Annotated in this window: 17 protein-coding genes; 7 read left to right on the forward strand and 10 right to left on the reverse strand. The window is 58.0% G+C overall.

All coding sequences use genetic code 11. The annotated features are described in order from the left end of the window. Positions 1 to 116: 116 nt before the first annotated feature. The 4 genes from tnpA to ACTJKM_RS17240 all read left to right on the forward strand — a co-directional run bounded on the left by tnpA (position 117) and on the right by ACTJKM_RS17240 (position 2,757). Complete coding sequence (tnpA, locus tag ACTJKM_RS17225; RefSeq protein ID WP_440660025.1) at positions 117 to 470, forward strand: IS66-like element accessory protein TnpA; 354 nt, start codon at positions 117 to 119, stop codon at positions 468 to 470. Beyond that, positions 467 to 814 (forward strand): IS66 family insertion sequence element accessory protein TnpB, encoded by a 348-nt coding sequence (gene tnpB, locus ACTJKM_RS17230; RefSeq protein ID WP_018240454.1) that lies wholly within the window; start codon positions 467 to 469, stop codon positions 812 to 814. The genes tnpA and tnpB overlap by 4 nt, the downstream gene beginning before the upstream one ends. Before the next feature lie 72 nt (positions 815 to 886). Further along, complete coding sequence (gene tnpC, locus ACTJKM_RS17235) at positions 887 to 2,452, forward strand: IS66 family transposase (protein ID WP_440660024.1); 1,566 nt, start codon at positions 887 to 889, stop codon at positions 2,450 to 2,452. Continuing rightward, positions 2,452 to 2,757, forward strand: coding sequence for a hypothetical protein (locus ACTJKM_RS17240; RefSeq protein WP_440660022.1), 306 nt, complete (start codon positions 2,452 to 2,454; stop codon positions 2,755 to 2,757). Before tnpC ends, ACTJKM_RS17240 begins: the two co-directional genes overlap by 1 nt. A 360-nt stretch (positions 2,758 to 3,117) precedes the next feature. Here ACTJKM_RS17240 and ACTJKM_RS17245 read toward each other — a convergent pair whose 3' ends face one another. Next, entirely contained in the window at positions 3,118 to 3,423 is a 306-nt protein-coding gene (locus ACTJKM_RS17245) for a toxin-activating lysine-acyltransferase (protein ID WP_245296183.1), read from the reverse strand. Positions 3,424 to 4,258: 835 nt separating this feature from the next. On the opposite strand from ACTJKM_RS17245, the gene ACTJKM_RS17250 reads away from it, so the two are divergent. Next, positions 4,259 to 5,020 carry a DUF1194 domain-containing protein gene (locus ACTJKM_RS17250; protein WP_058328438.1) on the forward strand — a complete coding sequence of 254 codons (762 nt, stop codon included), beginning with the start codon at positions 4,259 to 4,261 and terminating at the stop codon, positions 5,018 to 5,020. 140 nt (positions 5,021 to 5,160) lie between these two features. Here ACTJKM_RS17250 and trxC read toward each other — a convergent pair whose 3' ends face one another. The 7 genes from trxC to ACTJKM_RS17285 form a co-directional block, all read right to left on the reverse strand. Further along, positions 5,161 to 5,622 (reverse strand): thioredoxin TrxC, encoded by a 462-nt coding sequence (trxC, locus tag ACTJKM_RS17255; protein ID WP_058328439.1) that lies wholly within the window; start codon positions 5,620 to 5,622, stop codon positions 5,161 to 5,163. Beyond that, a complete protein-coding gene (locus ACTJKM_RS17260) occupies positions 5,619 to 6,089 on the reverse strand; it encodes an EF-hand domain-containing protein (protein ID WP_058328440.1) in 471 nt (156 codons plus the stop codon). Before ACTJKM_RS17260 ends, trxC begins: the two co-directional genes overlap by 4 nt. Positions 6,090 to 6,237: 148 nt before the next feature. Further along, positions 6,238 to 6,555, reverse strand: a complete 318-nt coding sequence (locus ACTJKM_RS17265) for a DUF302 domain-containing protein (protein ID WP_245296184.1) — start codon at positions 6,553 to 6,555, stop codon at positions 6,238 to 6,240. A gap of 107 nt (positions 6,556 to 6,662) precedes the next feature. Beyond that, on the reverse strand, positions 6,663 to 7,454 hold the full coding sequence (locus tag ACTJKM_RS17270; protein WP_058328441.1) for a sulfite exporter TauE/SafE family protein: 792 nt from the start codon (positions 7,452 to 7,454) through the stop codon (positions 6,663 to 6,665). Positions 7,455 to 7,469: 15 nt separating this feature from the next. Then, on the reverse strand, positions 7,470 to 7,922 hold the full coding sequence (locus ACTJKM_RS17275; RefSeq protein ID WP_058324811.1) for a DUF6691 family protein: 453 nt from the start codon (positions 7,920 to 7,922) through the stop codon (positions 7,470 to 7,472). Further along, a complete protein-coding gene (locus tag ACTJKM_RS17280; RefSeq protein ID WP_058328442.1) occupies positions 7,919 to 8,350 on the reverse strand; it encodes a YeeE/YedE family protein in 432 nt (143 codons plus the stop codon). The genes ACTJKM_RS17275 and ACTJKM_RS17280 overlap by 4 nt, the downstream gene beginning before the upstream one ends. A gap of 5 nt (positions 8,351 to 8,355) precedes the next feature. Then, positions 8,356 to 9,282, reverse strand: coding sequence for an MBL fold metallo-hydrolase (locus ACTJKM_RS17285; protein ID WP_440660664.1), 927 nt, complete (start codon positions 9,280 to 9,282; stop codon positions 8,356 to 8,358). A 120-nt stretch (positions 9,283 to 9,402) separates the two neighbouring features. On the opposite strand from ACTJKM_RS17285, the gene ACTJKM_RS17290 reads away from it, so the two are divergent. Then, the gene (locus tag ACTJKM_RS17290) at positions 9,403 to 10,047 is read left to right on the forward strand and encodes a peroxiredoxin (protein WP_113514775.1); all 645 of its coding nucleotides are present in this window, start codon (positions 9,403 to 9,405) and stop codon (positions 10,045 to 10,047) included. Beyond that, positions 10,044 to 10,466, forward strand: a complete 423-nt coding sequence (locus ACTJKM_RS17295) for a metalloregulator ArsR/SmtB family transcription factor (RefSeq protein WP_113514776.1) — start codon at positions 10,044 to 10,046, stop codon at positions 10,464 to 10,466. Before ACTJKM_RS17290 ends, ACTJKM_RS17295 begins: the two co-directional genes overlap by 4 nt. A 563-nt stretch (positions 10,467 to 11,029) precedes the next feature. Here ACTJKM_RS17295 and ACTJKM_RS17300 read toward each other — a convergent pair. Continuing rightward, positions 11,030 to 11,461 (reverse strand): hypothetical protein, encoded by a 432-nt coding sequence (locus ACTJKM_RS17300; RefSeq protein WP_058328838.1) that lies wholly within the window; start codon positions 11,459 to 11,461, stop codon positions 11,030 to 11,032. Then, positions 11,448 to 11,726: a type II toxin-antitoxin system Phd/YefM family antitoxin gene (locus tag ACTJKM_RS17305; RefSeq protein ID WP_058328843.1), complete on the reverse strand. Its 279-nt coding sequence runs from the start codon at positions 11,724 to 11,726 to the stop codon at positions 11,448 to 11,450. The genes ACTJKM_RS17300 and ACTJKM_RS17305 overlap by 14 nt, the downstream gene beginning before the upstream one ends. Positions 11,727 to 12,113: the final 387 nt, after the last annotated feature.

Here is a 12,113-nt window from a genome sequence, read left to right on the forward strand (position 1 = left end):
TCGTGAGCGTCCGGTGAGCGGATTTTGCTGAACGAGCCAGTTAGGCGATGTTCTGGCATTAGAACCAGCATTAGTGCTGGCACTAATATCAGATCTGAGAGGTTGGCATGGCTCGCATGGAGATCATTTCCGGCGTTGAGCGTAGGCGGCGGTGGTCGAAGGAAGCGAAGCTGGCGATATTGGCTGAAGCCGATCAACCGGGCGTTCGCATTGGTGATGTCGCTCGTCGCCATGACATTTATCCTGCGCAGATCCGTTTATGGCGGAAAGCGCTTAGCCACTTCGATGTGTCAGCAACGTTCCTTCCGGTCCACCTGGTCAACGAAGTAAGCCTCGGGCAGATGCCGGCGGCCGGCGGGGCGCCCGCGCTTATCAAGATCCAGCTACGAAATGGTCGCAGTTTGAAAGTTCCGGCGGACATTGAACGCAAGACGTTGTCATCGTTGATCGCGTGTGTTGAGGCTGCATGATCGGGCCGACAGGAAATGTGCGGGTCTACTTGGCTTGCGGGGTGACCGATATGCGGCGCGGTATCGATGGTCTGTCTGCTATGGTCGAGGCGGTGATCAAGGAAGCGCCGGGTTCCGGAGCGATCTTCGGCTTCCGTGGAAAGCGCGCCGACCGGATCAAGCTTCTATGGTGGGATGGCCAAGGGTTCTGCCTGTTTTACAAGATTCTCGAGCGCGGATACTTTCCTTGGCCGACGGCGAAAGATGGTGTTGCGCATCTGACGCAGGCTCAGTTGTCGATGCTTGTTGAGGGGATTGACTGGCGCCGACCAGCGTGGACTTCCGCCCCTGGCCGCACGGGTTAAAAGCTATATTTTACAGGCACATCCGGGGCAAAACGCTAGTGCTTTCGCTGCAAATCGGCTATGTTTTTGGGCATGAAAGCACCGCCGCTGGACAGTCAGGACGAGCTATTGGCATTGCGCGCGCTCGTCGCAGAACAGGCGGCGAAACTCAGCGCACAAGAAGCCGAAGTCATCAAACGCGACTCGATCATCGGCCTTCTGCGCGCGCAGTTGGAACTGCTCCGACATCGGCAGCACGGCGCATCCTCGGAAAAGATCGATCGGAAGATTGAGCAATTCGAGCTGATGCTCGAGGAGATCGAGGCTTCCCGCGCCGAGGCTGATGCTCGTTCCGGAAAAGGCCTGCTGCCAGATCTGGATGATACCCCCGACAAGCCGAAACGCAGACCTCTGCCGGATGGCCTTCCAACTGAAGAGCGGGTGTACACAGCGCCCTGCAGTTGCCCGACTTGTGGTGGCATGTCGTTCCTGAAGGCGGCCGACAAGGTGGTCCAGGTGATGGAGCATGTGCCGGCTTCGGTGAAGATCGTCCGGCATATCGAGAAGCGCATGGTCTGTAAGGACTGCGACACGACGGTATCGGGTGAGATGCCGAGCTTGCCGATCGAGCGAGGGAAACCTGGACCAGGACTGCTCGCACACATCATGGTCGCCAAATTTGACGATCATATCCCACTCTATCGTTTGTCCGAGATGTACGACCGGCTGGGGATAGACATCTCCCGGTCTGTCATGGCGGACTGGGTTGGCCGTGTGTCCGTTCTGCTCTCGCCCCTCATCTTGCTGATCAGAGCCCATATCGCCGCGGTCGACCGAGTACACACGGACGATACGCCGGTCGATGTTCTCGATCCAGGACGAGGAAAGACGAAGACCGGCAGGGTCTGGGTCTATGTCTTCGACGGCAGCGGCTACCAGGATCCCACGCCCGGAGCGATCGCCTATTACTATAGCCCCGACCGAAAGGGCGTGCATCCGGCTGAACACCTCGCTGACTTCAGCGGCGTAATGCATGCGGATGGCTATGCTGGCTATAGCAAGCTTTACGGCAACCAGATCATCGAAGCCGCCTGCATGGCGCATGTTCGCCGCAAGTTCCATGATGTGATCAAGCTCAAGCCATCTCCGATCGCCGACGAGGCTCTGTCGCGCATCGGTGCACTCTACGATATCGAGGATCGTATCCGCGGCATGTCTTCCGACGAGAGGCGAACACTGCGCCAGCAACACGCCAGACCCATTCTGGCGGACCTCAAGGCTTGGATTGAAACGTCGCTTTCGACGCTGCCGCAGAAACAGAAGCTTGCCGAAGCGATGCGATACGCTCTCTCGCGATGGGCAGCTTTGAGCGTCTACATTGACGATGGCCGTGTCGAAATCGATAACAACATAGCTGAGCGCGCTATGAGGCCACTCGGAATTGGAAGAAAAAATTGGCTCTTTGCTGGGTCAGACAAGGGCGGCGAGCGCATCGCCAATATCCTGACCATCATCGAAACAGCTAAACTCCATGGCCACAATCCAGAGACCTATCTGGCAGACGTCCTGACCAGGATCCAGAGCCATCCCAAGGATCGACTTGCGGAACTGCTCCCGTGGCAGTGGACTCCGGCAAAAGACCGGTACGAGGCTGCGTGATGGCACGCTCAAGGATCATCTATACCCTCAAACAGGTCGCTGAGATGATCGGCGAGAACCTCGAGTTGATCGAAGAGGTGACCGCCAACTCGGATAATATCAGCGAAGGCGAATTGCTTTATGTCCGCGACGGCAGCGAATACGGCACAAAGGGCCTGACCGAGAACGGCGTGGACGAGCTCCAGAATCTCCTCGCCGACATACGGACATGGGATGGTGGAATCCGCCAGTTTCTCGTCGATGAACAATGCGATCCGGATGTGGTCGACCGCGTAATGGCAGACGAGATGAAACGCGACCTATAATATCGGCCTCTCGACCAAGCGAAAATGCCTTCGCCGGACGCTCACAGCACCTCAACGACAACCGCTTCTCCCGCAAGTTTGCCCACGGCCGCTCCCGAGACATCTCCTAGGCCGAACCACTTTGGGGAAACCGAAAGAGTCACGGCGGTCACCGCGCTACCGGACACAGAGCCATCTGGAGTATCAACAATGACAGTGATCTTCTGGTGCCATTCGTATGTCCGGAATCCGAACAAGTCACAGCCTGCCAGCCCCGCCAGCAAGGCGGCCGACAATATCAGCAGTGCAAATCGCGTTCGGGTCATTGACGCCTACATGCCCGCTTTGCCCGCTGAGAACGCGAGCAAGCTCCAATGGACTTCAATTCAGAGAACTAGAGTCTTTGGAGGACCTGTCGTCGTCAACTTTGCGGACAAGTTTTTGCAGCACTTCGGCATCAACCAACCGAGCAACGAGGGGATGGATCTTAACTGCATCCTGCTTGGCAACGCGATTGAAGTTGGCAGGCACGGTTGTTGCCATTTCCCGCGATGGCGCGATCACGTCCAATAACCACACAATCTCGCCGCTGGTCCAATCATCAGGCTTCAGACGGATCGGGAAGACGCCAGCCTTCGTTTGTTCTGCTATCTTGGCGTCCACTTCAGCAGAAACGCTTGCCCACACGGCAACGGCACTTGGCGAGAGCAGAGAGCTTTCGCTCGTGTTCGCTTTGGAGAAGCCACCGCAATGCGGTTACGAACCAAAGGGTCAATGATCAGGTGAGCAAGGTCTGCTAGTGACTGAGTTCTGTATCGAGGTACAGAACTCATCGCCAGCACGACTTCGCCAAAGATCGAATGGACTTTGGTCTTAAGTTCGGCCAGTTTCTCGGCCGTCACATTATCCTGGTCCGACACCGCTCCATTCGGAGCCGCGCCACTCAACGCCCCTGCCTGCACGCATTCCCCCTTGCCCGTTGCCGAACTTTCGAGCAGCGGATCACTCAGCCCATAGTCGCATGCTAAAACGTAATACTCTTCGCTTTCAAGTTGTATATTGCGGGGCAGCATTTTTTCCGGAAAGCCTCGCAAGGACCCACATCACTAAGAATGGGGATGCATTTCGCCGTCCGATCAGCGCACTGAGGAATGAAAAACGAAGACAACCCTCTCAATTGACGGGGCGGCGTTCCCTTAGGGATAACATTCCAGTCGATACATTATGCGATCCCAGACGCACAAATCGGAAACAAACACGGCACAGCGGCACACCATCTGCTTTTAGAGAATCAGCCCTTCAGTTCCGATTCTGACTGGCAGTCATGACTAATCACATTGTTTGTCACTCCCCTTGCGAATCCAGCGGCCAGCGATCTCGCAAAATCTGCGTCGCGCCGCGCGACCGACGACGTACACGATATGAAATAGTCTACCGTCTTGCCGCTTTGCGGTCAGAACGCGGGCCGATACAATAGTTCGAGCAAATGGCACCGCGTCTTCCAAGGGGGCGAGTCAAGACGATGCTCAAAGTTCTATCAGTGATCCTGGCGTTCAGCGGATTCTCGCTTCAAACAATGGCTGCCGAACCAGTTGATGTCGAACTCATGCTTGCGGTCGATGTATCAGGCTCGATGGACCTGGAAGAAGCGCATGTGCAGCGGGCCGGGTATGTTGAGGCACTGAGGCACCCGGATTTTGTGGACGCAGTTAAGGGCGGTTACCTTGGACGCATTGCCCTAGGCTATTTCGAATGGGCGGGGTTGGTAAACGAGAAATCGGTCATCGCGTGGCAGGTAATTGATGATGCGGCGGATGCCAAAGCCTTCGCGGCCAAACTCGAGGCCCGGCCAATTGGAACACGGCGGGCGACTTCCGTCTCCAACGCAATCTCCTTTGCTACGTCTCTAATCGACGGGAATGAATTTTCTGGTACGCGACGAATCTTAGATATTTCAGGCGATGGACCGAACAACACCGGACCTCCAGTGATTTCCACACGCGCTGATACTCTGGCCCGCGGCATTATCATCAACGGACTTGCCATCATGATTCGGCCCTCTGTCTCTTTCGGTCCTCTGGACCGGTACTATCGAGACTGCGTCATCGGCGGCCCCGGTTCGTTCGTGCTTGCCGTGCACGAGCCAGAGGACTTTGCCGTCGCTATCCGTCAAAAGCTAGTTATGGAAGTGAGCGGACGTTCGCCCGCTGATCGTTTTCAGCTCGCATCAGGCGAAGCGGCTACAGACTGTACGATTGGGGAAAAACTCTTACTGGCTCCCTAAAGGCACGCGTGTCAGATCCTTTGCGTTGATCAGCGTACTGGTGCAGTTTTTTGCTCCTGAACTGATGACAGAGATCACGTCCGGCACGCGCCGTCAGGCGTAGGCTGCCTTTCGATCTGTAGACCACGTGAACGCTTTTGCTAAGCGAGCGGTTGTCGCTGCTGACCATTTAAGTGGGCGCCGGTCCAGTCAACAATTTGGCGCGTGTTCATGGCGCCGGAAGTCCTGGCGAGTTCCCGCCCGCCTTGGAAAAGCAATAACGTCGGAATGCTTTGAATGCCGAGCTGGGCGGCGACCTTTTGATGCTCCTCGGAGTTGAGCTTCACCACGCGGATGCCCGGCTCCAGTATTTTCGCAGCCTCCGCAAAAGCAGGGGCCATCATCCGGCAGGGACCGCACCAGGGTGCCCAGACATCTACAAGCACGGGGATATCGCTGCGACTGATCTGATCTGTGAGCATTTCTGCGTTTGCGTCCACTGGACGTCCGACGAACAGCCCTTGCTTGCAGACACCGCACTTAGCCGACCCCGCGTCACGGTTTGCCGTTAGCCGGTTCACCGCGGCGCAATGGGGACATACAACATGCCTGCTCGCACTCACATCAAATTCCTGTGCTGAGCGCGAAATTCCCAGGGCGTGACCCTTCCATCCTTGTCGGTATCGGCCGCTTCAAAGCGAGCCTTGCCGGCCGCCATGAACTCCGCCTTGCTGACCTTGCCGTTCTTGTCGTGGTCCATTTGAGCGAACCGGGTCTTCTTTCGTTCCTGCATGACCTTCTGCCGCGCTTCGTTAAAGCCTCGTCCAGGGCCCATACGCACACTCAAATATTCGTCCTCGGTCAACTCACCGTCGTCACCGTCCATCGCGGCGAACACCAATTCCACCTGGGCGGCCGCTTCGTCATCGCTGATCATACCGTCGTCATTGGTATCGATAGCACCGAGACGCTGCATCATTCCAGGACCAAGCCCCTGTCCCAAACCCCATCGCGGCCCGGCGTCGTCGGCGAGCGCTTGCCCTGACCACATCCCAACGGTCATCAGTACAATCATGGAGGCCTTGAACATCGCTGTGCTCCTGCTGAGTGAGCATCAATGATAAGTCGCTGGCCAACATTGGGTCATTGATCGGCATCAAATGCGCGAGCCGACGTCTCTGGCCGACACCTAGTGGCTCTGATTTTCTTTGCGTCATGATTGTGAGCGAGACGACCGGTCAAAGTCCCTCGACGACGCTCTCCAGCATCGACCGCACTCGCTTGGCGGTCTCCAAAAGCGATGGATTGCCGATCGCTTGCATCGAGGCGACAGGATCAATGGCGGCGACCTCGATCTTGCGGTCTCCAGCATCCTGTATAATGACGTTGCACGGCAACATCGTACCGACCTTCTCCTCGATGTTGAGCGCCTCATACGCCATGCGCGGGTTGCAGGCGCCGAGGATCCGGTAAGCACGGAAGTCCACGTCGATCTTCTTCTTCAGCGTCTCCTTGACGTCGATTTCGGTGATGATGCCAAAACCGACAGCCTTCAAGGCGCCTGTCGTTCGCTGTACCGCTTTGTCAAAGCCGCATGCCAACGTTCGGTTTTCGTTGGAGCGTTTCAGCCTGCTTCGAAATGATCTCCTCGGTCGGCGTGGGATCAAGACGCCGTAATCTGGCCCACGCCCCTGTAGATCATGTAGCCAGCGACTACGAAGATCAGTGAAGCGAACAATCTATTGAGCACGCCTTTCCTGGCCGAAAGATGTGCCGCGACGAATGCGCCAAGGGTCCCGCCTGCGACACCGCCGAGGATGAAGACCGCTGCCAGCGCCCGGTCGACATAGCCGGAAAAGGCGTAGTTCAGGGCCGTCGTCAGCCCAAGTGCGGTGACGGCGACGAGGGAGGAGCCGATGGCATTGATGATCGGCATGCCTGTTGCCGCAATGAGCCCGGGGACGATGAGGAACCCCCCGCCAATCCCGAAGAAACCTGATAGAATGCCGGTCATGCCGCCAAAACCCAAGACTTTAGAGGCATTCTCGGGATTGCATTGGGCTCCCGGATTGCCTTCGGCATCCCCTCGTTTGAACATTAGGGCGCCGATGACCAGCATCAGGAGGGCGAACAGTATCAGCAAGTGCTGGCCGCTGACCATCTTGCCGAGCGTTGAACCGAGGAACGCTCCGGCGATTCCGGCGGCACTGTAGACGGCGGCACAACGCCATTTGACGTTGCCGAGGCGCGCGTGAGCGACAAGGTTCGTGAAGGCATTGGCGGCAACCGCGAGCGCGCTGGTACCGATCGCCAGATGCGCGCTCGGTACGCCGACCAGATAGACCATCAGCGGGACGGCGAGTATCGAACCGCCGCCGCCAAACAGGCCGAGAGTGAAGCCAACCAGGACACCGGACAGCCCGCCGAGAAAATATTGTAGAGGATCGAGATACATGGATGTTCCGTCGAGCTAGGCTTTAGTGCTGGCTGAAGAGCTGGTTTTCAACATGCCGCCGAGCGAAACGCGATAGGCCGCCATGCCGAGCAACATCGCCGCAACGAACACCGCGGCCTCCCATCGGCCGGTCGACAATGCGGCGATCGCCGGACCGGGGCAGAGCCCCACCAATCCCCAACCGAGCCCGAAAAGGGCCGCGCCAGTCGCCAGCTTCCAGTCGATCGAGGCATTTTCTGGTACATGGAAGCGGCTGTCGAGCAGTGGTGCCGCGCGGCGACCGCGGATGATGTAGGCGGCGGCGGAGGGGATGAGGGCACCCCCCATTACAAACGCCAGCGATGGATCCCAGTTGCCGGCGACATCGAGGAAGGCCAGCACACGTGCGGGGTTGATCATGTCGGAGATCACCAGCCCCGCCCCAAAGATGAGGCCGCAGAGGATGGATGCCAGGACACGAGCGATCATAATTGACCTCCCAGATGATGGCGGGTCACGAAGACGGTAATGCCTGCTACGGCCATGAAGATTGCTGTTGCAGCGAGCGAACGTCGCGAAAGACGTGCGATCCCGCAAACGCCGTGACCGCTCGTGCATCCGGATCCGAGCCGTGTGCCGTAACCGACGATCAGTCCTGCAGCGATCAGCAACGGGGGCGAGGAGGTGATGGCGATGTGGGGTTCTCGAACAAGGAGGGACGTGAACCAGGCGCCGGCGACGATGCCTGCGAGAAAGCCCAGTCCCAACTTGTTGATCCCGCCACCTGTCAGGCCCGCCGCCGCGGCCGTAAGACCGGAAACTCCGGCGATCCGTCCGTTTAGCAGAAGGTAAAGGCCCGCCGACAGGCCGATTAGAAGGCCGCCGGCTAATGGCCAATGATAGTTGATCTCACTCATCGCTGTCACAACCTGTTCACGGGGATTTTAAGATAGTGCACGCCATTGTCTTCTGCGGGTGGCAACCGGCCGCCGCGCATGTTGATCTGCACTGAAGGTAAGATCAGGTTCGGCATCGAAAGCGTCGCGTCCCGCTCGGTCCGCATCTTGACGAACGCATCTTCGCCAATGCCGTCGTGCACATGAACGTTTCCGGTCCGTTCTGCACTCACGGTGGTCTCCCAAGCAAATTCCTCGCGGCCTGGCGCCTTGTAGTCGTGACACATGAACATGCGGGTTTCGCCCGGCAGGCGCATCAGTCTCTGGATCGACCGATAGAGTTGACGAGCATCGCCGCCCGGAAAGTCGCAGCGTGCCGTGCCATAGTCGGGCATGAACAGCGTGTCGCCAGGGAATATGGCGTCGCCGATGATGTAGGCGAGGCAGGCGGGGGTGTGTCCCGGTACATGCAAGACCGTTGCCTCGAGATCGCCAATCTTGAACCGGTCACCATCTTGGAAGAGCTGATCGAATTGGCTGCCGTCCCGCTGGAACTCCGAGCCGGCATTGAAGATCTTGCCGAAGACCTCCTGCACCCGGATAATCTCGCGGCCAATCGCGAGCGCGCCCCCGAGCTCGGCCTGCAGTAGCGGAGCTGCCGACAGGTGATCTGCATGGGCATGCGTCTCCAGAAGCCACTGTACCTCAAGACTTTCGGATTTTACGTAATTAACGAGCACCCGTGCTGAGTCATTCATTGTCCGCCCGGAGGCGGGATCGTAATCGAGCACACTGTCGATAATGGCACAGGCGTTCGATCCCGGATCGCGAACGACGTGGCTGACGGTGAACGTTGCGGGGTCGAAGAATGACTTTATTACCGGCCTCTTCATGGGTTCGTCTTGGGCGGCGAGGATAGTTTCGCGCGCGTGAGTGAATGCGGTATCCGTCATGACTGATCTCCTGGTTGATCATTTAGGTATATATTTACATTAAATATGCAAGTGTGTATATCGTGGAATTGCGATGGCTTCTGAGCTATAGGCGGACAGGTACCGGTCAGGAGATTTGGAATGAACGACACCGATTCAGGAACTGAGGCGCGCACTCTCAGGATCAACGATCACGCGCCCGGCTTCTCGGCTCGATCGACGGCGGGAGAGGTGTCGCTTGCCAGTTATCGAGGCCGCTGGGTTTTGTTCTTTTCGCATCCGGCCGATTTCACTCCGGTTTGCACGAGTGAATTCATCGCCTTTGCGCGTGCAAAGGAACATTTTGCCGCATGCGGATGCGACCTCTTGGGTCTATCGGTCGACGGCCTCTATTCGCATCTTGCCTGGTTGCGCGATATCGAGCGGAGCTTCGGCGTCAAGGTGGACTTCCCGCTTATCGAGGATCCGTCGATGGCGATTGCGCAAGCCTATGGCATGCTCGACAGTGCGGCGCCGAGCAGCGCAACCGTCAGGGCCACCTATGTCATCGATCCTGAAGGCGTTATCCGCGCTATCGTCTGGTATCCCACGAATATAGGTCGATCCGTGGACGAACTTTTGCGCCTTGTCGAAGCCTTGCAGGTATCTCAGCGCGAAGGCGCCTCCACGCCAGAGGGTTGGTGTTCCGGCGACCCACTGTTATTGCAGCCGGCAACGACCCTGGAGGAGGCGGAAGCGGCCAATGGGTCGACGGGCGCTTGGTATTATAGGGAGCGGATCGCATGAGCGGGAAAGACATTCCCATCGAAACGCTGCAGAACAAGGCCACCGAGGCCGCCGAATTCATGCGGTTGTTCAGCGCGCCAAGCCGGCTGATGCTGCTTTGCCACATCGCTCAGCAGGAGCGGTCGGTCGGCGACATCCAGAACGACCTTGGGCTGAAGCAGCCGGCACTCTCGCAACAACTTGCGGAGCTGCGCCAGGCGGGCCTGGTCAAGACGCGTCGGGAGTCGCGCACGATCTTCTACTCCGTCGCCGATGAAAGGGTCGAAGCGGTCATGGACCTGCTGTTGAGTCTCTTCTGCGGCGCTGACCGCCATATAAAATCGCGAGACGGCCAACATGCGCCTGCTTTATCGTCGTCCAGCGCCCTCAAGTCAAATATCGGGGAAGCGGCGCACTTCGCACGATTGGATCCGGTTTGATAGACCCTCAACGGCGTCGAAGAGGCCGTCACCCCGCAACTCCAATGACCGCACCTAGCAAGCAGAGTCATGCAAATTCGCACGACACAACGCCGCCAAGCGATCGCCGTCGCAGTCGGAAGCCGGGCTTGCCTCTTTGGACCTCTCAGACGACAGCAGCGAGGCCGAGGATAATACCGCCTGAAATTCGCGGGAACCAGGCTCCCGCCCAAAGGCTGGTTCAGCCTCTCGAAGCTCGAACGCTCCGCCAACGCAACCAATGGCATGACGAAACAAGAAATCGAGCTCTGTGTGATACAGGCAGAGGCGATTGTCGCCGCCAAAAACCACGCCTAGCCTTTGCCGTCCAGGGCATTCCACTCGATACATTATGCGATCTGCTTGGCCCAGACCGTGAACATACGCGCAACGAGCCTTTGCCAGGTTTGATCTGCCCTTCGGCTTGACGGTTGCTTTACGGGAGTTCGGCGCAAGATGCTGGCGAACCGCATGATTGCCGTCCCGTCTTTTCGGGACCGTCATGCGATGCGCCATTTTGCAGAAATTGCCGGAACAAATCGCTTTTAGGAACTACGCGGGGTCGCCTGATGTCTTTGGCTGCGCGCCAGCCCGACAAAACGACGCTTCACCTCTTCGAACAGGGCCGGAGGCAACGGGCCGTGGTAGCCGCTTTCCGTGTCGAGCGGTCGGACGTCCGGCCCTGGCCAGGCAAAGCGGTTGCTCTCCGTCAAAACAATCCAGGAGCGTTCGTCATCCAACCCCAATCGACGCTTTGTCGCCGGCGGAATCTCGACGGCATCGGCCGGGTCGGAGGGTAGCGTATGCGTGATCGGAAGGACCCGGACCACCGGCGTTCCATCTTCCAAGGTGGCAACGATGGCAAGAACGAGCGCCGGGCGATCCTTGTCCCCCTCTTCTCGTCCTTCCAAATGCTGCCAGTGCCAGAGATAGGAATAGCGGAAGACCCAGCCGACTTTCGGCTCAGCTGGCAGCATTCTTGTCCTTCGTCAATTCGGCGTTGAGATGGTCAAGTCCGGGATCCATCGTGGATTTTTCGACTGCGGCGAGTTCGTCGGCATCCAACGCGCTCGTCAGCTCGACGTGGCGCTCGCGCCGCGTCAATCGAAGATAGTCCTCATAGGCGATCAAAACCGTGCGCGGTCGGCCGTTCTTAGTGATAATTAACGGCTCGCGCACGGCCGCGTCCTGATAGGCTCCAAAATTCTTGGAGACCGCAGCGGCGGTTACGGTGGATGTCATCATGCACCTCCATTTTTCCGTAAAATACGTACTTTACGGAATATTACAAGATGCCAACGTCACCAAGAGCTTGAATCGGGCCGTAAGAAAGAAGCGCGGTCGGCCCGATTGGGTGCGGGTTCGAGTCTGCCGGGCCCACCATATCAGCATGCTGGTCGCCAAACGGCCGTTGCTTGACGCAGCACCTGGATAACGAATGTTCAATGCAGCCAAAAGAAGCTTTCAGTTATAGCGGCTCCCCCAAGCCTCGCTTCACGACGTAGGAGACCGCCTCGTTCAGCGATAACTCTGACGTGTCTAGGACTTGACAGTCCCTGCCCAAAGCTTCCCGTCGCAGGTATTCCGCCCACCTTATCGTGTTGGCGCTTGCGAGTTCAGGTTGCTGCC

It is taken from the genome of Ensifer sp. 22460 (assembly GCF_052044935.1).
Lineage (GTDB): Bacteria > Pseudomonadota > Alphaproteobacteria > Rhizobiales > Rhizobiaceae > Ensifer.

Coding starts and splice junctions, on each gene's coding strand:
- tnpA (WP_440660025.1), top strand. CDS start 117: ATGGAGATCATTTCCGGCGTTGAGCGTAGGCGGCGGTGGTCGAAGGAA.
- tnpB (WP_018240454.1), top strand. CDS start 467: ATGATCGGGCCGACAGGAAATGTGCGGGTCTACTTGGCTTGCGGGGTG.
- tnpC (WP_440660024.1), top strand. CDS start 887: ATGAAAGCACCGCCGCTGGACAGTCAGGACGAGCTATTGGCATTGCGC.
- ACTJKM_RS17240 (WP_440660022.1), top strand. CDS start 2,452: ATGGCACGCTCAAGGATCATCTATACCCTCAAACAGGTCGCTGAGATG.
- ACTJKM_RS17250 (WP_058328438.1), top strand. CDS start 4,259: ATGCTCAAAGTTCTATCAGTGATCCTGGCGTTCAGCGGATTCTCGCTT.
- ACTJKM_RS17260 (WP_058328440.1), bottom strand. CDS start 6,089: ATGTTCAAGGCCTCCATGATTGTACTGATGACCGTTGGGATGTGGTCA.
- ACTJKM_RS17270 (WP_058328441.1), bottom strand. CDS start 7,454: ATGTATCTCGATCCTCTACAATATTTTCTCGGCGGGCTGTCCGGTGTC.
- ACTJKM_RS17275 (WP_058324811.1), bottom strand. CDS start 7,922: ATGATCGCTCGTGTCCTGGCATCCATCCTCTGCGGCCTCATCTTTGGG.
- ACTJKM_RS17280 (WP_058328442.1), bottom strand. CDS start 8,350: ATGAGTGAGATCAACTATCATTGGCCATTAGCCGGCGGCCTTCTAATC.
- ACTJKM_RS17285 (WP_440660664.1), bottom strand. CDS start 9,282: ATGACGGATACCGCATTCACTCACGCGCGCGAAACTATCCTCGCCGCC.
- ACTJKM_RS17290 (WP_113514775.1), top strand. CDS start 9,403: ATGAACGACACCGATTCAGGAACTGAGGCGCGCACTCTCAGGATCAAC.
- ACTJKM_RS17295 (WP_113514776.1), top strand. CDS start 10,044: ATGAGCGGGAAAGACATTCCCATCGAAACGCTGCAGAACAAGGCCACC.
- ACTJKM_RS17300 (WP_058328838.1), bottom strand. CDS start 11,461: ATGCTGCCAGCTGAGCCGAAAGTCGGCTGGGTCTTCCGCTATTCCTAT.
- ACTJKM_RS17305 (WP_058328843.1), bottom strand. CDS start 11,726: ATGACATCCACCGTAACCGCCGCTGCGGTCTCCAAGAATTTTGGAGCC.